Source organism: Pseudomonas thivervalensis, assembly GCF_001269655.1.
In the GTDB taxonomy this organism is placed as follows: domain Bacteria; phylum Pseudomonadota; class Gammaproteobacteria; order Pseudomonadales; family Pseudomonadaceae; genus Aquipseudomonas; species Aquipseudomonas thivervalensis.
In genome coordinates, this window is record NZ_LHVE01000002.1 from 311,976 (window position 1) to 335,535 (window position 23,560).

Annotated in this window: 25 protein-coding genes and 1 pseudogene; 13 read left to right on the top strand and 13 right to left on the bottom strand. The window is 57.8% G+C overall.

The genetic code is table 11. The features are described 5' to 3' along the window. Window positions 1-6: 6 nt before the first annotated feature. The 4 genes from AD659_RS04020 to AD659_RS04035 all read left to right on the top strand — a co-directional run bounded on the left by AD659_RS04020 (window position 7) and on the right by AD659_RS04035 (window position 7,721). Window positions 7-1,671, top strand: a complete 1,665-nt coding sequence (locus AD659_RS04020; protein ID WP_053118579.1) for a ShlB/FhaC/HecB family hemolysin secretion/activation protein — start codon at window positions 7-9, stop codon at window positions 1,669-1,671. A 476-nt stretch (window positions 1,672-2,147) separates the two neighbouring features. Next, window positions 2,148-2,984 carry a response regulator transcription factor gene (locus AD659_RS04025; RefSeq protein ID WP_082341865.1) on the top strand — a complete coding sequence of 279 codons (837 nt, stop codon included), beginning with the start codon at window positions 2,148-2,150 and terminating at the stop codon, window positions 2,982-2,984. Between the two features lie 20 nt (window positions 2,985-3,004). Beyond that, complete coding sequence (locus AD659_RS04030; RefSeq protein WP_248842653.1) at window positions 3,005-5,371, top strand: hybrid sensor histidine kinase/response regulator; 2,367 nt, start codon at window positions 3,005-3,007, stop codon at window positions 5,369-5,371. 1 nt (window position 5,372) lies between these two features. Then, window positions 5,373-7,721, top strand: a complete 2,349-nt coding sequence (locus tag AD659_RS04035; protein ID WP_053118582.1) for a TonB-dependent receptor — start codon at window positions 5,373-5,375, stop codon at window positions 7,719-7,721. On the opposite strand, the gene AD659_RS04040 is transcribed toward AD659_RS04035, so the two are convergent. Next, a complete protein-coding gene (locus tag AD659_RS04040) occupies window positions 7,705-8,790 on the bottom strand; it encodes a sensor domain-containing diguanylate cyclase (protein WP_053118584.1) in 1,086 nt (361 codons plus the stop codon). The genes AD659_RS04035 and AD659_RS04040 overlap by 17 nt on opposite strands. A gap of 232 nt (window positions 8,791-9,022) precedes the next feature. Between AD659_RS04040 and AD659_RS04045 the strand changes: the two genes are divergently transcribed. Then, a complete protein-coding gene (locus AD659_RS04045) occupies window positions 9,023-9,331 on the top strand; it encodes a DUF2442 domain-containing protein (protein WP_162277307.1) in 309 nt (102 codons plus the stop codon). A 388-nt stretch (window positions 9,332-9,719) separates the two neighbouring features. On the opposite strand, the gene AD659_RS04050 is transcribed toward AD659_RS04045, so the two are convergent. The 4 genes from AD659_RS04050 to AD659_RS04065 all read right to left on the bottom strand — a co-directional run bounded on the left by AD659_RS04050 (window position 9,720) and on the right by AD659_RS04065 (window position 12,033). Continuing rightward, window positions 9,720-10,001: a Rho-binding antiterminator gene (locus AD659_RS04050; RefSeq protein WP_053118587.1), complete on the bottom strand. Its 282-nt coding sequence runs from the start codon at window positions 9,999-10,001 to the stop codon at window positions 9,720-9,722. A gap of 1 nt (window position 10,002) precedes the next feature. Then, entirely contained in the window at window positions 10,003-10,263 is a 261-nt protein-coding gene (locus tag AD659_RS04055) for a DUF2024 family protein (RefSeq protein ID WP_053118588.1), read from the bottom strand. 80 nt (window positions 10,264-10,343) lie between these two features. After that, on the bottom strand, window positions 10,344-11,231 hold the full coding sequence (locus tag AD659_RS04060; protein WP_053118589.1) for a dihydrodipicolinate synthase family protein: 888 nt from the start codon (window positions 11,229-11,231) through the stop codon (window positions 10,344-10,346). Window positions 11,232-11,250: 19 nt separating this feature from the next. Next, window positions 11,251-12,033, bottom strand: coding sequence for an aldolase (locus AD659_RS04065; RefSeq protein ID WP_053118591.1), 783 nt, complete (start codon window positions 12,031-12,033; stop codon window positions 11,251-11,253). Window positions 12,034-12,183: 150 nt separating this feature from the next. On the opposite strand from AD659_RS04065, the gene AD659_RS04070 reads away from it, so the two are divergent. From AD659_RS04070 to AD659_RS04085, 4 genes are all read left to right on the top strand, one after another. Then, on the top strand, window positions 12,184-12,750 hold the full coding sequence (locus AD659_RS04070; RefSeq protein ID WP_053118593.1) for a helix-turn-helix domain-containing protein: 567 nt from the start codon (window positions 12,184-12,186) through the stop codon (window positions 12,748-12,750). 509 nt (window positions 12,751-13,259) lie between these two features. Continuing rightward, complete coding sequence (locus AD659_RS04075) at window positions 13,260-13,619, top strand: DUF6124 family protein (RefSeq protein ID WP_053118595.1); 360 nt, start codon at window positions 13,260-13,262, stop codon at window positions 13,617-13,619. Between the two features lie 170 nt (window positions 13,620-13,789). Then, window positions 13,790-14,272, top strand: coding sequence for a hypothetical protein (locus AD659_RS04080; RefSeq protein ID WP_053118597.1), 483 nt, complete (start codon window positions 13,790-13,792; stop codon window positions 14,270-14,272). A gap of 4 nt (window positions 14,273-14,276) precedes the next feature. Next, window positions 14,277-14,510, top strand: a complete 234-nt coding sequence (locus AD659_RS04085; protein ID WP_053118599.1) for a hypothetical protein — start codon at window positions 14,277-14,279, stop codon at window positions 14,508-14,510. A 37-nt stretch (window positions 14,511-14,547) separates the two neighbouring features. On the opposite strand, the gene AD659_RS04090 is transcribed toward AD659_RS04085, so the two are convergent. The 5 genes from AD659_RS04090 to AD659_RS04110 all read right to left on the bottom strand — a co-directional run bounded on the left by AD659_RS04090 (window position 14,548) and on the right by AD659_RS04110 (window position 16,845). Further along, the gene (locus AD659_RS04090; protein WP_053118600.1) at window positions 14,548-14,802 is read right to left on the bottom strand and encodes a colicin E3-like toxin immunity protein; all 255 of its coding nucleotides are present in this window, start codon (window positions 14,800-14,802) and stop codon (window positions 14,548-14,550) included. Window positions 14,803-14,841: 39 nt separating this feature from the next. After that, window positions 14,842-15,090: a pyocin S6 family toxin immunity protein gene (locus AD659_RS04095; protein ID WP_053118603.1), complete on the bottom strand. Its 249-nt coding sequence runs from the start codon at window positions 15,088-15,090 to the stop codon at window positions 14,842-14,844. A gap of 31 nt (window positions 15,091-15,121) precedes the next feature. After that, window positions 15,122-15,346, bottom strand: coding sequence for a hypothetical protein (locus tag AD659_RS04100; protein ID WP_053118770.1), 225 nt, complete (start codon window positions 15,344-15,346; stop codon window positions 15,122-15,124). 66 nt (window positions 15,347-15,412) lie between these two features. After that, a complete protein-coding gene (locus tag AD659_RS04105) occupies window positions 15,413-15,643 on the bottom strand; it encodes a DUF7683 domain-containing protein (RefSeq protein WP_053118604.1) in 231 nt (76 codons plus the stop codon). After that, on the bottom strand, window positions 15,640-16,845 hold the full coding sequence (locus tag AD659_RS04110) for a colicin E3/pyocin S6 family cytotoxin (RefSeq protein WP_053118606.1): 1,206 nt from the start codon (window positions 16,843-16,845) through the stop codon (window positions 15,640-15,642). Before AD659_RS04110 ends, AD659_RS04105 begins: the two co-directional genes overlap by 4 nt. A 491-nt stretch (window positions 16,846-17,336) precedes the next feature. Here AD659_RS04110 and AD659_RS04115 point away from each other — a divergent pair, with 491 nt between their 5' ends. The 4 genes and pseudogenes from AD659_RS04115 to AD659_RS30325 form a co-directional block, all read left to right on the top strand. Then, window positions 17,337-17,696, top strand: a complete 360-nt coding sequence (locus tag AD659_RS04115) for a DUF6124 family protein (RefSeq protein ID WP_053118608.1) — start codon at window positions 17,337-17,339, stop codon at window positions 17,694-17,696. A 239-nt stretch (window positions 17,697-17,935) separates the two neighbouring features. Next, the gene (locus AD659_RS04120; protein ID WP_053118773.1) at window positions 17,936-18,379 is read left to right on the top strand and encodes a hypothetical protein; all 444 of its coding nucleotides are present in this window, start codon (window positions 17,936-17,938) and stop codon (window positions 18,377-18,379) included. A 484-nt stretch (window positions 18,380-18,863) separates the two neighbouring features. After that, complete coding sequence (locus AD659_RS30125) at window positions 18,864-19,817, top strand: SEC-C metal-binding domain-containing protein (RefSeq protein WP_082343510.1); 954 nt, start codon at window positions 18,864-18,866, stop codon at window positions 19,815-19,817. Window positions 19,818-20,018: 201 nt separating this feature from the next. Beyond that, window positions 20,019-20,159 (top strand): annotated as a pseudogene (locus tag AD659_RS30325) (DUF6124 family protein); the annotation flags it as partial. 1,136 nt (window positions 20,160-21,295) lie between these two features. Here AD659_RS30325 and AD659_RS04130 read toward each other — a convergent pair. From AD659_RS04130 to AD659_RS04140, 3 genes are all read right to left on the bottom strand, one after another. Beyond that, entirely contained in the window at window positions 21,296-22,633 is a 1,338-nt protein-coding gene (locus tag AD659_RS04130; RefSeq protein WP_053118610.1) for a hypothetical protein, read from the bottom strand. A gap of 211 nt (window positions 22,634-22,844) precedes the next feature. Further along, the gene (locus AD659_RS04135) at window positions 22,845-23,132 is read right to left on the bottom strand and encodes a barstar family protein (RefSeq protein ID WP_053118612.1); all 288 of its coding nucleotides are present in this window, start codon (window positions 23,130-23,132) and stop codon (window positions 22,845-22,847) included. A 63-nt stretch (window positions 23,133-23,195) separates the two neighbouring features. Continuing rightward, the gene (locus AD659_RS04140; RefSeq protein ID WP_053118614.1) at window positions 23,196-23,525 is read right to left on the bottom strand and encodes a hypothetical protein; all 330 of its coding nucleotides are present in this window, start codon (window positions 23,523-23,525) and stop codon (window positions 23,196-23,198) included. Between the last annotated feature and the right edge of the window lie 35 nt (window positions 23,526-23,560).

Consider the following 23,560-nt stretch of genomic DNA (forward strand, 5'->3'; position numbering starts at 1 on the left):
TATTCAATGCATAACAAACTGATGTCCTGCGCCGCTGGTCTGGCGTTGCTATCCACCACCCAGGCCTGGGCGGCGACCCTGCCGACACGCCCGATCCCCGATGCCGGCCGTATCCTGCAGGAACTGCCGATTCCCCAACAGGAACTGCCGCAAAGCATTCGCCTGGATGTAGAAGCACCACAACCGGCCCAGGAAAAAGTCGGCGGCGCCAAAGTCCAGCTCAACGCCGTCCGGTTCACCGACAACACCCGCATCGACGACGCCAGCCTGCAACGCGTCGTCGCCCCAGCCATCGGTCAGGCCCTTGATCTGGACGAGCTGCGGGAAGTGGCCCGGCAGGTCACGCTTTACTACCGCGAGCAGGGCTACCCATTTGCACGCGCCTATCTGCCGGCCCAGCGCATGGCCAACGGCGAGCTGACCATCGCGGTGATCGAAGGGCGTTATGGCAAAGTCACCGCCCTCAACGACGATGCGAAACTGGCCGCACAGGCGCAGCCTTTCCTGGGCGACCTGAAGCCGGGCGACGTGATCGAGCGTGACCGCCTGGAGCGCAGCATCCTGGTGCTCTCCGACTTGCCGGGTGTGGCGGTTCGTCCGGTCATCCGCCCGGGTGACGAACTCGGTACGGGAGACCTCAATGCCCAAGTGAGCAAAACCAAGGCCTTCGAAGGCAAGGCCACGCTGGACAACCACGGCAACCGCTACTCGGGGCGCAATCGCCTGACGGTCCAAGGTGACTGGAACAGCCCGATGATGCTCGGCGACAAGCTCAGCGCCGCCGTGATGGCCACCGATGAGGAGCTGTATTTCGGCAGCCTCGGCTACTCGATGCCATTGGGCACATCCGGCCTGCGTGGCAACGTCGGTTATGCCCAGAGCGCTTACGACCTGGGCGAGGAATTCGCCGACCTGGGGGCGACCGGTACCGCCGAGGTCAGCAGCATTGGCTTGAGTTATCCGCTCATTCGCAGCAACCAGGCGAACCTCATGTTGGCCGGGCAGTATCAGCACAAAGAGCTTGAGGATAAGTACGAAGTGCTGGGCCTGAGCTTTGAAAAAAGCAGCAACTCGCTGCCCATCAGCTTGCAATTCGACGTACGGGACACCTTGTTCGGCGGCGGCATCACCTACGGTGGCGCGACGCTGACCTACGGTGACCTGAAGCTGGACTCGGCCCTGCGCGAGGGCGACCGCCAGACCGCCCGGACCGAGGGCCAATTCAGCAAAGTGAACGTCGATCTCGCCCGCCTGCAAGCGCTGCCCGCCAACTTCACGCTGTTTGCCCGTGTCCTCGGGCAGTGGAGCCAGGACAACCTCGACTCTTCCGAAGACTTCAGCCTCGGCGGCATCGATGGCGTGCGGGCCTATCCTCAAAGCGAAGCCTCGGGTGACGAAGGCATGCTGACCCAGATCGAACTTCGCTACCCGATCGACAAGCTCACGCCTTACCTGTTCTGGGATGCCGGCAAGGTGCGCATCAACCACAACGAGTGGGCCGATGAGCAAAACACCCGCAGCATTTCCGGCGGCGGTGTGGGTTTGCGCGCTCAATACGGCCAGATTTCGTTCGATGCAACGGTGGCGTGGCGTCACTCCGGCGGTGAAGCCCAGAGCGATACGCGTCAGGAGAACCCGCAGTTGCTCGCTCAGATCGGTTACCAGTTCTAACCGACTGCTGCTCATTCAAGGAACTCAACAAACCCGTGGCGAGGGAGCTTGCTCCCGCTGGGCTGCGCAGCAGCCCCCCAAACCAGGCAACTCGGTGTACCAGTCATATTGAGTGCGCTGCTTTGGGGCCGCTTCGCAGCCCCGCGGGAGCAAGCTCCCTCGCCACGGTCGTCAGCATCAACCGCATTGGTCACCCGCCTGGGTTTTTCCAGGCGCAGCCACCGCTTGTTCCCATCCCCGCCACATGCCCACCCACCTGTGGCGAGGGAGCAAGCTCCCTCGCCACGATGAATAGCATCGTCCCGCATCAGTGGACGCCACGGTCGGCATGACCGTTTATCGCCCATTAAAAATTTGATAGCTTCAGTTCTCGCCTTACCTGCCGCTATATCGACTTGTTGCCGGCCCGATACGTGTTTCCTCGCCCGGCAATTTCGCGACAGTGACCTGGCTAAACACAACAAGAGACCTGGCGAATGGACGACGGACGATACGAAAGGCAGTCAGCGACGGCGGGGGGAGCGGCGGCGTCCGAGCTGTTGCCGCATATTCTGCTGATCGACGATGTGCCTGAAGACATCCGCGCCACGCTCATTCTGTTGAAGACCCAACCCTGGCGCATTTCCCTGGCCAGCGACGCCTACCAGGGCTATCAACGGGCACTGGCCCTGCGCCCGGACCTCATCGTCCTGGATGTGCACATGCCGCAAATGGACGGTTTCAGCCTGTGCCGACTATTGCGCGAGGCACCGGCCACCCGGCATGTCCCGATCCTGTTCCTGTCCTCCGCCAACACGTCGTTGGAGCGCCTGGAAGGGCTGACCGTGGGCGCGGTGGACTACATCCCCAAATCCTGCGCCCCCGAAGAAGTCCTGGCACGTATCAAGATTCACCTGCAATTGACCTGGCGAGCGCCACCGGCCGTCCATGAAAGCCAGGCCGACCCTGAGCCGCAAGGCGATGAGATCGTGCTGCGCGCGGCGATGCGATTGATAGAAAACCAGCTGGACGACATACCGTCCCTGGGCATGCTCGCGCAAAAAGTCGGTACTCATGAAAAACGCCTCACCGCGATTTTTCGCGAACACCTGGGAATGACCGTGTTCGCCTACATTCGCGACGCCCGGCTGCGACGCGGCCAGGATCTGCTCTGCGAAAGCGCCATGAGCGTGCAGGACGTCGCCGAACTGGTGGGTTTTCGCAACGCCTGCAACTTCACCACCGCTTTCCGCCAGCGAATCGGCATGACGCCCAGCCAGTTTCGCCAGCAAGCCCTGGGTATCGCTGAAACCGAGTCGGCCGGGCGCGCCTGATGCGGCTTCTACAGCTTTTAATGCTGACGATAGTGTTGTTATCCACAGGGCTGTTGCACGCGGCGCCTGTGGGTATCTGCCGGGCTGATCACCTCGACTTGATGCCCGCGATACAGATTTTCGAAGACACCCAGGCCCGCATGAACCTGGAAGACGTCACTCAACTGCCCGAAGAACGTTTCAACCCCGCCACCCCAGACTGGCCGACCCAAGGCTACAGCCGCTCCGCCTTCTGGCTGAAATTACAACTGACTAACGCAAGCACTGCGGCGTGTTCGCGCCTGTTGGTGATCGGCGCACCGCGCCTGGAAGACCTCCGTGTCTACCAACCGGGACGTGTTGCCCACGGCGGAGCTGCCTATCCCTTGGCCGAATGGCCCCGGCCGGCGGCGCGTCAACCGGCGTTCCCGGTCTCGCTGGCGGCGGGGGAGAGCGCCACCGTATTCGTCCGCGTGGCGAGCAACTTCCAGATGTTGCTGGAACCGGAACTGTGGTCCGAACCGGCGCTGCTGCGCAGCCAGCAACAGACGTACCTGAGTGACGGACTCACCCTCGGCATCGTCCTGCTGGTCGTGCCGTTCGGCTTCATCGTCGGTTGGATTCTGCGCTCCCGATTGCTGAGCGTGAATGCCGGCGCGGTCCTCAGCTACATCCTGCTGACCTGCATCCTCAATGGCTACCTCATCTACTGGCCCAGCGCGCTGGGCTGGACGCGCGAGTTGCTGACCTGCGCCAGCGCATTCTCGTTCGTGCTGTTCCTGGCTTACTTCCGCGTGCTCTTGCAGGTTTCCCGGCTGCCCAGAATCATTGGCTGGAGCTATTGGGTGCCGCTGTTGGGCTGTGTCTTCGGCCGACTCTGGTGGCTGAAGATCGATCCGGTCCAGGGTGCGCAAATCGTCCAGATTTCCTTGTTCAGTTTCTACGGCGTGTTGGTCGCTACGCTGCTCATGGCCTGGCGTGCGCGGCTGGCCTACAACTGGATGGCCTGGCTGGTGCCGACGTTATTGCTTGGGCAATTGCTGATGCGGATTTTCTTCCCGCAAGAACAATTGCCCTGGCAATCGCCGCAAAGTAAATACAGCCTATCGTCCACCCTGGCGGGCGTGGTGTTGCTGGTGTGCACATTGATCATGGAAGTCGCCCGCAGCCGCAACCGCGAGAAGCACGCCCTGTCCACCCTCGAACAGCAACGCCAGGCCGAACAGGAACGCCTGGAAAGCACCGTGGCGCTGCGCACCTCGCAGTTGCGCGAATCCCTGGCGGCGCGCAGTGCGTTGATGGCGCGGATCAGCCATGACCTGCGCTCGCCGCTGGTGCGCATCATCGACTACGCGCGCCTGCTGCACGCCGGCCCCAACCGCGACTATCAAGCCACCATCGAGCGCAACGCCCGCCAGCAACTGGAGCTGATCGACGAGATGCTCGAGTTTTCCCGTGGCGAGCTGGAGCAGATGCAACTGACCCTCGCGCCGGGTTATTTGTACGGCTTCCTCAAGGAGGTCGCAGACGAGGCAGGCTTTCTCGCCGCACGCCAGGGCAATACCTTCGAAGCTGTTTTCGCCGATGACCTCCCGCCACTGGTAGAAGCCGACTTCAAACGCCTTCGACAGGTGCTCATGAACCTCCTGGCGAACGCGGCGAAATTCACCCGCAACGGCCAGATCCGTTTCGAAGTGAGTGCTGGCGCCGCGTCAACTCCGCAAACTGTGGAACTGCGCTTCAGCGTGGTCGACACCGGCATTGGCATCGATCCGCAAGAATTCGAACAACTCCTGCAACCGTTCCGCCGCGGCCGCAATGCCCAGCGCTTCGAGGGCAGCGGGCTGGGCCTGTCCATCGTCACGCAACTGCTGGAACGCATGGACAGCCGCCTCGAACCCCAAGCCACGGGGCAGGGCAGCCACCTCAGTTTTCGCCTGCAACTGAAATACGCCGAGGAACACGACCTGGAAAACGGCATCGTCGACAACAACGTCACGCCGCTCGACGGCCAGGGCAAACACGTCCTGCTGGTAGACGACGTCGAACAGAACAGTGAATGGCTCTACGACCTGCTGGCCGGTTACGGTTTCGACGTGAGCATGGCGGCGAACGGCGAAGACGCCTTGGCCTGCATCGCCGAACAATCCATCGACCTGCTGATCAGCGACCAGATGATGCCCGGCATGGACGGCTGGGAACTGCTGCGCCACGTGCGCGACAGTGGGCGCGATCTACCGGTGGTGCTTTATTCCGCAGTGCCGCCGCGCAGACCGGAGGATTATCCAAAGGACCTGGCCTTCGACGCGGTCTTGCTCAAGCCCGCCGACAGCCGCGAACTGCTGGCCTGCGTCAAGGCACTGGTCTGCCCGGACACGGCGCGTCGCGCGATGGCTCGGGAGTTCTAGCATGTCGGGTTTGGGTTATCGGCTGTTCTTGCTCGGCAGCCTTTGCACGTTGCCCTGGGCGTCGGTCCAGGCCGAACAAGCGGCGCCCACCGCCCTCACGCTCGACGAAACCACCGTCACCGCCCGCCGCCGCGAGGAAGACCCGCAAGACGTGCCCATCCCGATCAGCGTCCTCTACGGCGATCAACTGGACGAAGCCGGCCTGCACCGCCTTCAAGACATCCAACAACGCGTGCCCGGCCTGATCGTGTCCGGCCACGACGCCCGCTACGCCGGCTTCGGCCTGCGCGGCTTCGGCGCGACCGCCTACAACGATGGCCTGGAAGGCAGCGTCGGCACCTACGTCGATGGCGTCTACCAGGCGCGCCAGGGCATGGCCTTCACCGAATTGATGGACATCGAGCGCATCGAAGTCTTGCGCGGGCCGCAAGGCACCTTGTTCGGCAAGAACACCACCGCCGGCGCGCTGAACATCATCACCAAACAACCGACGTTCCAGCCCGAAGCCAACCTCGAAGCCAGCTACGGCGAGCGCGGTTGGCGGGAATACCGCGGGACGCTTTCCGGGCCGTTGCAAGACGACGTGCTCGCCGGGCGACTCAATGTGTTCGACAGCGCCTCCGATGGCGCCGTGGAAAACCTGCAAGACGGCAGCCGCCTCGGCGATGCTGACAGCCACGGCCTGCGCGGCCAATTGCTGTGGACGCCGAACAGCGACTTCAGCGCCCGCCTGATCGCCGACTACGCCGAGCAGAACGAAGCCGGCAACGTGCTGCTGGTCAATCACTACGGCGAGCAAACCCGCAAGCGCGCCAAATTCCTCGGCTATCCGCTGGCCGAGCCCGACCCCTACAAACGCGAGTCCCGCATCGACGCGCCGGGACATCCGCAAACCCTGCAAAATGGCGTTTCACTGGAATTGAACTGGGACCTCGACGAGGCCATGCGCTTGACCAGCATCACCGCCTACCGCGACTGGGATTACCGCGCCGACCGCGACGCCGACAGCACCGCACGCTCGGTGATGCAATCCGAAGCCGCATTGGACCACCGACAGTTCAGCCAGGAATGGCGCCTGTCCGGCACGGCCGGCTCGTCCGTCGATTACGTCGCCGGCCTGTATTACCTGCGCCAACAGCTCGACCGCCAGATCGACGTCGAATACGGCAAGGACGCCGCGTCCTGGTTCGTCGGCGATCAACTGGAACAGCTGAAGAAACTGGGCATCAACATCACCGATCCGAGCCAGGTCCCGGCCCTGTTGCTGGACGGTGCGCGGCAACGCTACGACGGCGAGCAGAGCGGCGACAGCCGCGCCATTTTCGGCCAGCTCTCCTGGCGCCCGATTGATCCGTTGGAGCTCACCGGCGGCCTTCGCTACAGCCAGGAGCGCAAGGACGGCTGGATCTCCCGCGACGTCAGCAACCTCGCCCCGCTGACCGGCTTACCCCAGGTGTTCCAGGCCGGTGGGCAACTGCTGCGTGACATCGCCCTCGGCCGTGCTTATTACCGCGAAGACTCGATAAAAGAACACAACGTCTCCGGCCTGCTCAGCGCCAGCTACCGCTTCAACGATGCGGTAATGGCCTACGTCAGTTGGTCGCGGGGCTACAAGGCCGGCGGCATCAACTTCGACGTGATCGGCCCGTTCACCGCGCCGACCTTCGAGCCGGAACGCGCCACGTCCTTGGAAGTCGGCATGAAAACCCGCTTCTGGGATCAGCGCGCCTTGCTCGACATCGCCGTCTACCAGACCGACGTCGACGACTACCAAGCGCTCACCTACAGCCCGCCCACCTCCGTGTTCGCGCCCCCACTGCGGGACAACCTGATCAACGTCGGCAAAGTCCGCCTGCGCGGCATCGAACTCGATTCCGTCTGGCAACTCACCCCCCGACTCACCGGCCGCCTGGGCCTGGCCTGGAGCGACGCGCGCTATCGCAGCTTCCCCAACGCCCCGTGCCCGCCAGCCTCGGGCCAATGGACCTGCGACCTCAGCGGCGAGCGCCTCTACAACGCCCCGGAATGGAATCTCAGCAGCGGCCTCGACCACACCCACCCGCTGCCCTACGGCCTGGAGGCCTTCAGCGGCATCGACTACAGCTTCCGCACCGGCTATTACGGCACCCTCGAAGGCGGCGAAGGCAGCTATCAACCCAGCTACGGCCTCACCAACCTGCGCCTGGGCCTGCGTAGCCAGGACCGCGCCTGGGAAGTCGAAGGCTGGGTGCGCAACGTCTTCGACCGCAACTACATCACCGCCGTCTACTCACTGCTCGGCGCCGGCGACTACGGCGTCATGACCGGCAGCGAACGCACCGTCGGCACCACCGTCAGGCTTCGCTATTGAGCGAAATAAACCGCGTCGGACAAAACGCCAAGCGATTACCACCGGCCTTCTTCGACAGATACATCGCCTGATCCGCCTTACTGATCAGCCCATCGATCTCCTGCCCATGCTCAGGAAAAAACGCCACCCCGATACTCGCCGCAATCTCCACCGTCTGCGCCCCGATCAAAATCGGCGCATTCGCCGCCGCCAGCATCCGCTTGAGCAACGGCTCGCTGTCCTCCACCGCCTGCAACCCCACCAGCCCCGCGACAAACTCATCACCCCCCAGCCGCGCCAACGTATCGCCCTCACGCAACGTCGCATTGATCCGCGCCGCGACAATCTGCAACACCCGATCCCCCCAGTCATGGCCATAACTGTCGTTCAGCGCCTTGAACCCATCCAGGTCAATAAACGCAATCGCCACCTTCTGCTGATGAATCCGCGCCTTGCCCAACGCCTGACGCATGCGCTCGGCCAACAACAACCGATTGGGCAACTGCGTGAGCGCGTCATACCGGGCGTCACGCTCCAGCAACTGCAGGCGCTGCTTCATCTGCGTCATATCGCCGAGCAGCGCCACGTAATGCTGAACGTTGCCGTGACGGTCATGAACGGCGCTGATGCTGATCCGCGAGGTCATTTCACGACCGTCCTTGTGGTTGCTTTGGATTTCGCCGGACCAGTGGCCGTGGAAATCCAGGGCGTTTTTCATTGGCGTGTAAAAAGCGGTGAGGCGGCGGACCATGCGGTGGGCGTTCAGCTCGCGGCCCTTGATCTCTTCCTGGCCGTAACCGGTGAGACGGGTGAAGGCTTCGTTTACGGCGATGACCCGGCCGAAGGGGTCGACCAGGATGATGCCTTCGCGGGCGTGGCTGAATACGGTGGCGGCTAGTTCTGGGCAGAGGGTGTTGAGGCGACGGTCCAGGGCGGCGTCGTCACGGGTGGCGGGCCATAGGTTGGAATCGAAGCCTTGCTGGGCCAGGTAGCCGGCCAGGGATGACAGCGCTCGGTGCAGGCGGGTCAGGGCATTCGTGGCGAGCCTGGCGTTGAGGCAGTAGCTGCGAATGAAGGTGCGTAGGTTCATGGGGGGGACGCGGTGCTCGGTTGTAGCGCTTGGGGTGTGTGAGGCGGGGGATTATCGAGGCGCGGAACGGGCGGGGACTTTGCTGGAGCGGATGGGGGCTTTGCGGGAAGGGATGGAGTGGAAAGATATTTTGTGTAGCCTTGGCAACGAATCACAAGGTCGATCCGCAACGCGTGTGGAATGAACAGAATCTGAGACGTTGCCCATGACCTGCGAAGCCAGAATCAACAGCGTGAAGCCTGTCCCGGGCCAACGTGCGTTGCAAGTGGAGTTTGCCAACGGCAAGCGCTATGACGTTGACCTGCAGGCACATATCCGACAATTCCCGGTGTTGAAACCCTTGGTCGATCCGTCCTTGTTCGGCACCGCCCAAGCGGGCGAGTGGGGCTTTGATGTGCGCTGGGGTGATGGTTTGGAACTGGCCGCTGTCACCTTGCATCGGTTGGCGCTGGAGCAAGCCGGTGAGGTTGCCAACAGGCATTTGAGTGCTGGATGTCGAACGACAAGCCCCGCCGACGACCCAGACCCGGCCACTGGCTGATTGGGGCTGCTGCGCAGCCCAGCGGGAGCAAGCTCCCTCACCACGGGATAACCGGATGTCCAATGAATCCAGGCACAACGCTCTCGTTGTGGGAGCGAGCTTGCTCGCGATAGCGGTGCGTCAGTCAACGAGTATTCAAGCGGACCCAACCTCACAGAGCGAAACCCGCCCCGTGTCTGAAAGAGGACAGATCTATTTATTACTACGTTGCTCAGTTGAGTAAACGCTGAACCCCGTGGCGAGGGAGCTTGCTCCCGCTGGGCTGCGCAGCAGCCCCTCTTCATCCATCGGGCAACCGCTCACGTCTAGTGTTAAAGGGGACGTGTTAAAGGGGACGGATTTATTTGACCAGTCAGTTCCCCAACTGCCCACAACTTTATGCATCACGCTAGCGGTCTGTCCGATCACCCATCGCCAGCACAACGCGGCCAAACCTGGCGTGCTTATCCTGTGGCGTAATCGCGAATAAGCGATCGAGGCGAATCTCTTGGCGGCCATCGGCAGTTTCGACTTCGAGAAATTCTTCCTGCGTATTGGAGGTCCGCGTGGTAATCGCCCGGGCTGTCAGGCGCTGGCCATCGGTCAACTCGATGTCCAGCGTGTAGCCGCACAGACAGGCGATCTCCAGGTAGTCGTGCAGGTCGCAGTGCAACGGTTTATAGGTATGCATTTCAAACCTCGCAGCCTTGCAGTTTCAGGATGAAAAAACCTTGCCGGGCGATGGCCTCGACTACCTCGGGGTTGCTCGGCTCGACGTGGCAGAAACGGCAGTCGTTCAAGGTGATGTCCTGGTCTTCGATGCCCTGTTCGGCCAGGAAGCGCCGGGCGCAGGATTGGGCGAACTCCTGGTCGTTGCGGTCGATCAGCACGTCGAAGTGCAAGTATCGTCCGTCTTGGGTGCGTACGTGCGTGTCATAGACTTTGATGGTCATTGAAGTTTCTCTCGTTCAAAGACGACCGAACAGGTAGTTGTTTTCAGGCGCTACCCGCCGGGTCGCCAGGGTCGGAAGGCTCAGAGCAGTTCGTTCAACATGACGTGCAATCGCCTATTGCCCGCATCGTCGAGCGGGAAGACCGGCAAGCGCGGGTCGCCGACCTCCAGGCCGAGGGTGCGCAAACCGGCCTTGATGGTGGCGGGCAAGCCTCCCTTGAGGATGAAATCCAGCAGCGGCAATTGACGGTAGAACAGCGCCCGAGCTTTGCCCAGGTCGTTGGCCATCACGGCTGCGTACAGGTCGAGATTGAGTTGCGGGATGAGGTTCGGCGCGGCGGTGCACCAGCCCTTGGCGCCCGCCGCGAAGGCTTCCAGCGCCAGCGGATTGCAGCCGTTGTAGAACGGCACTTGGCCTTCGCCCAGCAGTTGCAGCTTGTGCATGCGCTGGATGTCGCCGGTGCTTTCCTTGACCATGGTGACGTTATCCACCGCGTTGAAGATCCGCAGGATAAGATCCACGGACATGTCGATGCCGCTGGTGGCCGGGTTGTTGTACAGCATGATGGGCACATCGATGCTGGCACCGATGGTCTGGTAGTGCCTGAGGATTTCCGCCTCGCTCAGTTTCCAGTAGGAGGCCGGCAGCACCATCACCACATCGGCGCCGTGATCTTGGGCAAAACGCGCGCGGCGTACCGCTTTGGCGGTGGTCAGGTCGGACACGCTGACCACGGTCGGCACCCGGCCGGCAACGCGGGCGATGCTGAATTCGCTGACCTGGTCCCACTCCGCGTCGCTCAGGTAGGCGCCTTCGCCTGTGCTGCCCAAAGGCGCGATGGCATGCACGCCGCTGTCGATCAGGCGGTCGATGGATCGGCCCAAGGCGTCCAGGTCCAAGCCCTGGCCGTCTGCGGAGAAGGGCGTGATGGTGTAACCGATGATGCCGTGGATGTTCGGGGTAGACATGGCTTCGCTCCTATTGGGTTCAGTTCAGGCAATCGGCGTGTTGGCGCAGGTTCTGCCGGGCGTAATAGTTGAAGGCGGCCGCGTGACGCTTGGGACGGGCGATCCAGTCGTGCGCTTCGCGGCCCAGGTGCGGCAGGATCGGCTTCACCTCTCCGGCGGCCATGGCGAGCAGTTGCAGCTTCGCGGCGCGCTCGATCAATTGGGCGATGTTGCAGGCTTCTTCCACGGTCTCGCCGGTCGACAATTGACCGTGGTGGGAAAGCAGAATCGCTCGCTTGTCACCCAGGGCGCCGGCGATCAATTCGCCTTCCTCGTTGCCCACGGGCACGCCCGGCCAGCCTTCCAGGAACGCGCAGTCTTCGTACAACGGGCAGAGGTCCATGTGGGAAATCTGCAGCGGCACTTCCAGCATCGACAGCGCGGCGATGTGGGTCGGGTGGGTGTGGATGATGCAATTCACATCCGGCCGGGCGCGGTAGACCCAGGTGTGAAACCGATTGGCCGGGTTGGGGATGCCGTGTCCCTCCAGGACCTCGAGGTCTTCGTTGATCAACAGCAAGTTGCCGGCGGTGATCTCGTCAAACCCCAGGCCCAGTTGCTGAGTGTAGTAAGTGCCAGGCTGCAGCCCGCGCGCGGTAATCTGCCCGGCGAGGCCTGAGTCGTGACCGTTCTCGAACAAGATGCGACAGGTCAGGGCCAGCTTTTGTCGCACAGTCCACGTATTATCCGGCAGTGATTTCTGCATCTGGTCTACAGCATGTTGGACCAATTGGTCCTTGGGCGTCGCCAGTGTCTTGCTCATGTCAGTTCTCCTGATTCGTTCTTTGACCGTTCTTGATCCGCGTCATGGAAGCTGTGGGATGGAGGTGCTAATGACACTAAATAGACTATATGACACAAAGTGTCATTTGCAATCGCAGATTGTCCGTTTCCCTGGAAATGTGGGTTACCTATGTCCATTCGCTTGAAATTGCTCAGAAAAAAACTCGGTGTGACGCTGGACGTCCTGGCTGAAAAAACCGGGATGACCAAGAGCTACCTGTCCAAGGTGGAACGGGGTCTGAGCACGCCCTCCATCGCCACGGCGCTCAAGCTGTCCAAGGCGTTGAACGTGAAAGTCGAGGAGTTGTTCTCCGAGGAAAACGTCTCGCTCGACAGCTACAGCCTGGTGCGCTGTGAAGACCGCCAATCCCTGGCGGCAAACCCTGGCAGCTCTGAATACGCGGTGTTGGCTCACCAGGTTTCCGAGCGAACCTTGCTGCCCTTCATCCTCTATCCCCCGACCGAATTCGCGGCGCACCATGCGTTCAAGGAACACACGGGCGAGGAATTCCTGTTCGTTCATGAAGGCCAGGTGGAAGTGGATTTCATGAACGAGCGCGTGCTGCTCAATCGCGGTGACGCCTTGCATTTCAATGCCCAGAAACCCCATCGCCTGCGTTCGGTGGGTGATGTTCAGGCGCAGTTGCTGGTGGTGGTGCACAGCGCCGAATCGGCGGAGAAGGGCGAAGACGCGTAGCACCACGTTGCTCATTGGGTAAACACCAAACCCCGTGGCGAGGGAGCTTGCTCCCGCTGGGCTGCGCAGCAGCCCCCTCCCATGAGCGCCTTGCCACAGGTCTTTCGACAGCCTCAATTGAACGGCATCGGACACCTGCTCGGACCAGTCGAGTGACGTCCTGTCAGTAAAGACCGACAGACACTAGCGACAAGGCCCGCCAAGCCACAGCGCCTTGCGCCTTTGCCTACAACTACGCCAGAATCCGCCGGCTTGTGCGCCTGGGGTTGCGTCGGTAGTTTGGGACCTGTCACTGCTCATCAGTGATCGGGTTTAGCAGCTCGTGGTGAAACAGGTTGTGCAAGGCGTCATCCAGTCAGGAATCTCCTTCCTGCACTTGATGGTGGCTGTGCGCAGGGCGTCCCCGGACGCGCCGGTTTCTTGTTTCCCCGGTCTGCTAACCTGCGTACAGCTGCCTCCCATCGTTTAGCAGCGAGCGGGTGATGGCTCCAATGACAGGAAGCAAGACGATGGTAAAAGAGACTCCGAATCCTCCTGATACGAACGAGCATGTCTCCCGTGCTCAGTCTGCCCGCAACAAAAAAATCGATGACGCTGCCGCGCGGGCGTTGGATTTTTACCTGAAACCCAAGCCTAAGGGCGAAACGTCTGACAAGTCCGACTCCATTTTTCGGATTGATCCGAGTGTGGATTCTGAGTGTTTGCTGGCGAATCTCAGTGAGAATCTGGCTTCGGCGAACGCCATGATCAGTGATTTGGCGTTTGACCTGGATGGGTCGCGGCGGCGGGTTGCGATGGGGATTTTGCAGGTGATTGAGGTGAGTGAGCTGTTGGCGAATCGGGCTTTGGATATTGTTGAGGTGAGGTAGGCGAGGCGTTTGCCCTCCGCTCCAGAGAGGTCTTGGCAACGAGACCTCTCTCGTTCGTAGCCACGTAGCTGATCCGGGCCATTGAGCGGCGCCCCGTGTTTACCATTTGCGAAAAGCGCACCAGCTAAGACAAAATCCCCGCCTTCCCAGACTCGATAAGGATGCGAGCATTGAAGTTTGAAAACGGTCAGTTTTCTGGCAGCCATGGAATTGTCTTCAGCGTATCGCGCTTCACCCTGTCAGCCGATGAGCGGGGTAGCCTCAGAACACTGCACTTTGGCGAAGCGAAAACCGCCCACTACGAAGTGAGCAACCGGGTAGTGGAGCTTTACGACAAAATGCTCGCCAAGGATCTACCCTGCCAAATGATGGTCGGGATTTCAAAACCCTTGACCCGGCAACAGGGTGATCTACTCAACGCTCAACGAACGAGTATCGCCAACCTCACCAGCGGAGTTTTCGCGGCAGCGGCCGGCAAGTTCGTTCCCGGAGCGGTCATCCCTGTGGGATGGGCAGTCCGCGAGTTCACGTTGGGCAAATTGCCGACCTATCACGCCGGTGATGTCATCGTGAGCTTCGATGCACAGGTAAGTGGTGGCATAGGTCCGCAACACTCTGGATCCTCCATGATCATCAAGGCTCAAGGTGGCTAAGACTATGAACGAATATGGCCTGTACGCCTTGGCATACGCAGTGTTTCTGTTGTTGTTCTTCTATATGAAATCCTACGGCCTCAGGAAATGGCTAGGCATTGCCCTGGTTGTCCTGGGATTTGCGAGTATTTTTATGCTGCCGTCTTTCATCTCCGGTTTTGATCTGGGGATCGCCTCAACCAGTGCTATTGGTATCGGCGCGGCACTGTTTTTTAGCCGGGCCCGGTATGTGGCGTGAATTTGCATTCCCCTTTTATCGAACACTCGCCCCGTGGCTACCAGCTGTCTCGATAATCGAAGGAGACCTGATAGATGTAGGTGGGCGAATCAATTGAATGCTGAAAATAAGGTTGGAGAATTTTTATCCATTCTTGTGGGACATTAAAGCCTCCGTTATTTATGTTGTTTTCGATTGGAATCCCTAGGGCTTCAATGACAGAGCCGTCATCACCCAAGTCTTCGGAATAATCCTCACCCTCGTAGGATTCGGTTTGCTTGTTATACCATTCAAGTCTTAGTTTTAGTCCCATTTGGCTCGTTCAGCTTTTTGATCTGGTTTTTGTTGAGGGTTAGTAGGCGCGAGTCCCGATGAAATATTCCAGTCCGGCAGGGAGTTTTATATCGAGAGTTTTTTCTATTTTTTTGAGTTGCTCTTCTGTTATCTGAAACTCTCCTGGTTCAACAGCGTTGAATGCTTTTGCTTCAGTTATCTGGGCGAGCGCTTCGTTTTGCTCGGCGTTTTTAATGCAGGTCTTGAACTGCAGTGAATCGTCTTTCTTGTCGTCTGGATAGAAGCCTGTTATTGAGAGGTAACGCATGGTGTCCCTCGTTTTGATGGTTTTTAATGAGTTAATTGCTGCTGCTTAAAAAAAGCAACAGATTTCGTGGTAGCTCTATTGAACATGCTTTTTCCAGCGCTGCAATTTGAGATGTGTTCAATGCGTAATCATAAAAATAGCTTTCTTCTTTGGTCCAGTTCATTATTTTTGCTAGAGCCTGAGTGCCAATGCAGAGCGAGTTTTCGTATGAGGCAAGGTCGTCGCCGTCTATTACGCCCATTATTTTATGCTTCATGGTTCTATCAGCCTCGTTGGGGGCGCTGGTTTGGGCGCCCATAACAGTGGCGGATTTGCCTCGGCTTTATTCAAGGCAAACGATTTGAATGATGCGGTTATCGCCATTTAATGTGCAGCGGGTCCATTTCTCTAACGTTTCTACCTGGTCCGGCAAAAGATCATAGCCGTCATATGGATCTTCAGGTTGCGTCCATCCCATCAGCTCGGCTAGTTGCTCTGAATACGACTGTGGAATTTCTACGCTCTGTAACAATTCCTCGGACGTCGCATCGAAAATTTCAATAACGTGTTTCATTTTTCTACCCTCCTTGATGGGTCTGCGGGTTTTGTTTGTTCACCCGTTTCCGAATCGAATTCGCCAAGGTGTTGACCTTGTTTTGTGTACATCTCTACAGCGCCATGCCGCGAGTCCCACTCATAGATCTTTCCTGAGCGATCTTTCCATCGTCGGCGTTTTTTACCTCCCCCACGTACAGCTGTTTTTAATGGAGCAGACTTTGCGTCTGGGAACGCTGGAAGTGAAGAGGGGGCAGGGTAGTAGTCATGATCGGGGTTACCGCTTCGCCTGACAGAGACCACAGCATAAACCGGCCGAACCCCCGAATCCGCCGGAAACACCAGAATGAAATCCTTGTACTCCGGCGGATAGATCGGGTCGACGATGATGCTGTCGGCCATCGGCGTCGGCGGGTAGATCCAAATAGGTGGTGCCTGTGGCGCAGCTTCCAGGGCAGGAATGCCGAGGGTGTCAGCCGGATTGGTAGCCGGCGTCCAGATCAGTTCGATGCCATCACCCAGGTCGGCAATGAACTGATCGGCTCGCGGCGTGAACTGAACAACATCAACCATCTCCCAATCGGGATGCTGGCCGGTATAGAAGCCATACCCCTTGAGACTGCCGTCGGCCTGCTGCTCGACGCTCAAGCGCATGCGGCTGCGGGCCTGCTTGAGGTCGCGTAGCTGGTCTTCGCTGTAAAGCGCGCTATCGCCCAGATTGGACGGCCAGAGCAGGGCGACAATGCCTGTCAGCAGCGCGGCGCCGACGGTGCCGCCGGTAGCGGTAGCCGCGGAAGTTGCCGAACCACCCAGCGCGAGCCTGCCCAAGGTAACGGGAACCGTGCCAGCGCCGATCCGCTTGAGGGGGATCGTGCCGGATGGCTCGGCGATCCGACCGCCGAGCCACATGAGATCACCGTACTGCTTGACCAGGTCCGCCGGGACGTAGCCGCTGGGGTTGCTGTAATCGATGATGCCGTTGGGGAGCTTGCAGCTCTTGGCGAACACGCTCCCGGTTACGCTGGATAACGGCTTGTTATCCACCGTGGCCCAGCGCGCTTGTTCGTAGGCGGATTGCCGGGCAAGCATGGCTTCATAAGCCTGCTGCAGGGCGTCGCGCTCGGCCAGTTCGCTGGCGCTCATGTCCCGATAAGTGACGTGATGCCCGTCGCCGCCGGGCGGGTTTCGAACCTGGGGGATGTCTTTTTTGCGTGTCGCCACGTAGTGAATCTCGTCCGCTGAAATGCAGGACAGACGCTAACGCGGGAAGAGCGGGGCGCGATGTAGGAGGATTCTTGAAGTGGTCGTTCCGCTTTCCTCAAAACAGGTAGGGCTGGCTATTGAGGAGCGGAACAATCTGAAGCGTCAGATGGGGCTGTCAGTCACTGGGCAACCGCAACTCGCCAGCCGACGTCGCCTTGCGCCTTTGCCTACAACTACGCCAGAATCCGCCGGCTTGTTCGCCTTGGATTGCGTCGGTAGTTTGGTACCTGTCACTGCTCATCAGTGATCGGGTTTAGTCGCCCAGGGTGAAACAGGTTGTGCAAGGCGTCATCCAGTCGGGATTCCTATCCTGCACTCGATGGTGGCTGTGCGCAGGGCGTCCTCGGACGCGCCGGTTTCTTGTTTCCCCGGTCGACTAACCTGCGCACAGCTGCCTCCCATCGTTTAGTCGCGAGCGGGTGATGGCTCCAACTACAGGAAACAAGATAATGGCGAAAGATACTCCGAATCCCCCTGATACGAACGAACACGTCTCCCGTGCTCAGTCTGCCCGCAACAAGAAAATCGATGACGCTGCCACGCGAGCGTTGGATTTTTACCTGAAACCCAAGGCTAAGAGCGAAACGTCTGACAAGACCGACTCCATTTTACGGATTGATCCGAGTGTGGATTCTGAGTGTTTGCTTGCGAATCTCAGTGAGAACCTGGCTTCGGCGAACGCAATGATCAGTGATCTGGCGTTTGATCTGGATGGATCGCGGCGGCGTGTTGCGATGGGGATTTTGCAGGTAATTGAGGTGAGTGAGCTGTTGGCGAATCGGGCTTTGGATATTGTTGAGGTGAGGTAGGGCTGCAGCACTACGTGCCGCCTGGATTTGAAAAAAGGTCTTGCCCAGCAGGGCCTTTTTTGTACCCGAGGGAGGCTGAGCGCTCCAGCAAGCCCGAGGCGCCAGAGGTCCCCATTCTTCATCCGTGCGAGATTTTCTTCTGCCAGCCGAGGTGTGACAAATTTTCGCAGGGCAGCAGTGGCTTTTTGCTGCTATACCTGAGTCGAGCATATACGGCGCGGTGCAAACGGGAGTTCAGGATGAAGATTCTTGCAGGGTTGGTCGCGGGATTGATATTAGCCATTCTTGTTTCGACAGTTGTAGCAATCGCCGGAGCGGCATCTCCGAGAGCCGCTGGAGGGACTGGCGCGATTGTTTTCTTCGTAATATGGATTATTGCATTAGTAATAGCTGTCTCCGCTCCCACTGCTGGCAAGGCATGGCGTCGACTTTTGGTTACCTCAGGAATCGCTGCGTTCATGCTTCCGTTAGCTGGTATTGTTTTTACCGGTAGCCATATCGCAACGAATATTAGCGGTGCTCATTCAGGCGCGGAAACCGCAGGAGCCGCAATTGGCGGCACCTTGGTGAGTGGCTTCCTAGGGTTTGTTGGCTTCTTCCTGGGGGTGATTTTTCTCATCGTCGGTTTGTTGGTTGGTCGAGATAAACAAGTGATGTACATTCAGCCGCCATCAAACTCCTAAGACGAAAAAAGGGCGATGGTTTGAATGTAATCTACGTTGCAGATAATAACTTTTTTGGCTGTTAAAGCACCGCAGGCGATCGGAAATTTCATTTTGTGCAAGGTTTGCAAAGAAATGCAGTGTGGTTGCGCCGCGGAGAGGCAGTCCTTCACCGAGAAGCGAAAGACGGAGGTCCCGGCTCACAAGGGTTTCGCCATTGAAAACGTCTTTTCTTGGCGGTTTTCGTTTTCTGGAACATGTCTACGAGGGACGTTGAGCAATTTACCGCAGTAATGCCAATCGCCCCGTAACCCTTATCTTTCAAGACTTCGGGACGGTTTAACCTATTTCACAGACTGACATACGCGATGACCTAATCAGAAACCCATTCGGGCACGAATTACGTTCGTCGTGCTCATTTGAAGGTCAGTCAACGGTGCCGAATCCCAAGTGGATTTTTGGTAGGGCTGTGCCATTCTACGCAGTCTTCTAGAGGGATTTAGTTATGGCGGTCGCCAAAAGAAATAAACAGGGGCTAGGGCGATACATTCCGGCAGATGTACGGCGGCAAGTACGTCAGCGTGATGGTTTCGGTTGCATCATATGTGGTTCCGCTTTCTACCAATATGATCACTTAGGAGTGGAGTTCGTAGATGCTGACCTACATGAGCCTGAAAAAATTGTTTTGTTGTGCGGGTCGTGCCATGACCGTAAAACGCGGGGAGCATTGTCGACTGAAACTATTGCGCGTCATGCCGAAGCGCCCAAGTGTCGTGAGAAAGAGTTCTCTTGGGGCGCGTTTGATGTTGGGGTTACAACGCCAGAAGTTGTTTTAGGCTCTATTACAGCTAAATCGGCAATGACGTTGATAAGCGTGGATGGAGAGGAAGTCTTTTCTATCTCACCACCTGAAGGTGAAAATCAACCGTTTAGGGTGAATGCGAGGTTCTATGATAAGAGTGGTGAGTTGACCTTAGAAGTTATTGACAATGAAATGCGTGCGGCCGTTACAAATTGGGATATAGAAGTAGTAGGGAATCGCATAGAAATTCGAAGTCAATTAGGCGTCTTCGATCTTGTGATTCGATCTGAGCCGCCGCATCGATTGGTCATAGAGCGTTTAGATATGGTTTATAAAGGTTTGTCGATAATATGCCGAGAAGGTGTAGATACGACAATAGAGAATGATGGCGCCATTCTCAGGGTACAGGGAGGCGTTTTCGATTGTGACGGTATTATCGAATTAGATAACGGCGTTCTTTCCGTCGGACGTATGTGCAGATTCGTAACCATGGATTTTCTGCATGTTGGAAGTGGTAGCTCTCGTTCATCACCTACTTTACGTCCTTCGATATCATCTAGCACTCACGTACGCAATCTACTTAATCAAGGAAGAAATGAACCTTGTAATTGTGGAAGCGGTATAAAATTTAAATATTGTCATGGCGCGGTCCCGTAATGGCCTGGGTGGAGGGAGAAATACAGCTCTACCCAAAGCTTTTTTCACTCTCCGGCGACATTCACCAAGCGTACGTGAGGCAGATCCTCAAATTTTTCCTCTCGTTAGTGTTCGTTCTCTACGAGGGAAACTAAAGGTTCATGTAAAACCGTCCGGAGTTGTTCGGCCTTGGGCTCGTCCAGGCGTTTGACTGCACCGGTAAATTCGGCGAATGCCATGATCAATGATCTGGAATTCGACCTTAATGGCTCGCGACGGCGTGTTGCGTTGGGGATTTTGCAGGTGATCGAGGTGAATGAGCTGTTGGCGAATCGGGCTTTGGATATTGTTGAAGTGAGGTAGGTTTGGAGGGTGAACCGCTATCTTGAAACCCACAGGGTCTTGCTCGGCGGGGCCCTTTCCGAATAGAACCACCCCTTCGTTCTTCTGTGTTTCGTGGCGTTGCCACAGGTGTCGACTGTTTGCTGTATTGAACATGGGATTTCGTGGCCTAACACTCAATACACTTAAAGTTTTCTGTTTACGGCAGAACTACGCAGAGCGATTTACGCTCGATGCCTAATGCTTTTCACAACCACGGATAGGAGAAAGTTATGCCAGACCTACAGCCTTGGCAGAGTTTGGTACTGGGGATCATCAGTGGCTTGCTGGGCACTATCGCCACAGCGGTAGCGACCTTTTTCCTCTGGCGAGTAACGCTGGTTCTTGCACGCGAGACAGCTCGAATGGCTGAGGCATCCGCACAGCCTCATGTGGTAGTGACTCTCCGCCCCAATCGATGGTCTCCACGACACTTTGATCTACTCATTGATAATACGGGTAATGCCACTGCCTATGACGTAAAGGTTTCCTTCAATCCGTCGCTCCAAAACGGAGAAGCTAGGGGCGTTGGCGCGAAGATTCCTTTCGAGACGTGAGTGTTCTGAAACCTGGCGTGGGTCTTTGCAGCTACTTCTCCGATTACGTCCCTTTAAAAGGGAAAGCGTTCGATGTGGACATATCTTGGCTTCGAAGCAACTCGAACAAGAAACGGGAGGGTAACTCCTACACGTTGAGCATGTCCGATTACGACGGTGTTAGCTGGCTTGGAAATGATCCGGCGATTGATGTGGCTCGTCATCTTAAAGGGATGGAGAAAAATTTAGCCGATATTTCCCGGACGCATTTGAACGTCGACATCTACAGTGCCTTAGATCGTGCCCATGAGGAGAGAACAATAGCCAGGGAACGGCGACGCTCGAAGCGGTCACAAGATCAATAACAAGTTGAAGCTCAACAAAGTGTCGCCTAAGAATTCGGATACTGATTCATGACTCAGGCAGAAATAATTTGTCTATTTTTCTCAAAGTGCCAAACCGCCTCGAAAAAGGGACGGATTTATTTTCTTTGGCTGTCCGTCTCCTTTGTCTCCTAGATTGACCCTGGCACAAAATGCCCAGCCTCCAGTGTATCTACCGGTAGAAGCTAGTCCCTCCGTGCTATTCCCGTTTAAGCAGCTTCGATACCCGGAGAGCGGCGAACCACGCTAATTGGCCGAAACCGACCAGCATGCGCCTCAGTACACGAACGCACTGCCCCAGTCTCTGCCGTGTAACCCTACGAACCCGACGCCTATCGACCGCAGGCCGTGCATCAATCAAGCATAGCTTGGTAGTCGCCAAGGCCACCTTCGCCCCGACCGCCACAGCAACAGCAAGGAAATACAACCAACGGTGATTCTTGGCTTTGTCATGCTGGCCGACCAGCGCCAACTGCTGCTTCAAGGAGGGCTTGACACCAGCAAGCCAGGGAACGATGCATTCGCTGGCCAAGGCTACGGTGTGACTGCTGATATTGTTGTCCACAAGGCCGGGTGGGCCATCAGGATTGTTCAAGCAAAAGCCACGGGGGACGTACTCGCAGGTGCTGGAGAGTGGCGATGAGCGCGACATGCCATTGGAAAAGTGCTTCACGGGGCACAACCGTAGGTTGTAGTCGTTGATCTCTTTGCGGATGGCGATCACATCCTCGTCGCTTATGGTTCTTCTCGTCGCGGCGTAGAACCCTTTGGAGTCGTTCGGTGCGAAATCCATGAAGTAGCTGGCTTCACCTTCCTTGATATGGGTGAAGGTCCACTGTGAATCGCTGCTCCACTGGCACGATTTCAGACTATCCAGGCCATTCGCCCTGCAGTAATCATCGTAGCGCTTGATCTGGCTCAGCAGGAACGCGCTGGCCTCCTGGATGCTCGCTGTCGCCTCCTTCAGCATTGCGGTGTCTTCATTGGCACCGTTGTCCGCCACGAAGAACACCGCGGCGACCAATGCCAGTGGAAACCAAAAGTGATCGTATATCTGACGGAAGCGTTCGGTCAGGTTGAGGTTGTCATAGATAAGCACCATGACGGCCCATCCGGTGATGGCGCAAAGCATCAACAAGGGGATCAGCCCGATCTCGCTGCCCAGTTTTCCAACGCCATTGATGGCGTAACGGATGGGCAGGTAATTGATGTTGGGGAAAAGGCCCAGGCAGTTCAATGCTCCCGGTAGGAGCAAGAGCGCGAAGAAGATGAGCACGCCACGCTTCTTGCCTACCGTATAGGCGGCTGCTGCCAGCAAGGGTATCAGCAGCAGCGACAGCATCATCAGACAGCCAAGCGTGTTCACCATTGCTTCGTCGGGCGACCAGTAGGTTCCGATGATTTGCCCGGCGTCGTTACGCCCGGTGAAGGTCGATGAGACGACGCCAAGCCCCTCCAGGATCTGGTGCAGGTTGTAGGCCGCGCCGTGGAGAAACTTTAGGTAAGGGTAGAAGAAAGATCCTATGGAAATTGACATCAATCTGAGTCCTTCAATGTTGTGAACATTCCTTGGTTATTTGAAGCGCTTGTTGCCTGATGGGCCAGAAGGTGGGGCAGGGGTGGCCATTGCAAATGTGCTATTCATCTCCGCGCGGTGGCAGTCCAGCAAATATTTTTGTTGCTGGCAGTACAACTGTGGGTCGATGACCTTGGGTGTCGCACCGCCAGCCGTCGCCGCGTTCTTGCGTTCAGTCGAACTCTACATTTGACGCGAACGATGGATACTCAAGGCTCAGGTCTTCGAGGCACTTTTGCATGAGCTCAGCATCTTTGGGTAAGCGCCTGGATAACGCATCCCACCCGGAAATTTTCAGGTGCACGGGCATTTCCACCAGTCCTGTAATTGCGTCCCAGAAGGCATCCCAGTTACAGCCATACCAGCCGGGGAAGCCGAGGGCATCCCTCAGGGTGGAGTGGAGTTCGTCGGCACTCATCACTTCGTTTAGATCAATGTGTACAAGCTGTTGGCGGGTCATCGTTCGAACCTCAATAGCGTTTAAGGTTTGCGATCAGGAACTCAACGGAACGAGCGCTGGGGTTTATAGAATATCTTTCACGTAACCGTTAAGCGCGATGAGCGGAGCGTAAAGATCGTCCATTTTCTGCACTGCGTTGAAGTCCGCAGCCAAACGATTCAGCTCTCGGCCCAGCACTGTATCCACCCCACCAATCGCCCCCAACGCTAAATCCAGGCATCGGCTGATTTCGCCCTGAATCCCGGCCACATCGCCCCGCCGTATCAGCAACTCAAAAATCTCCCGGTCGCAACTGCCCATCAATGGATCATCCCGCAGGATCGGGCTGTGGCCTTCTGTCTCATAGGCCAGCTTGAGGGAGTAAAGAGCGACCGTTTCCAGCAGCAATTCCATGGGGTGAAATCCTTTGTGACTGGGTGGGGAGGGTG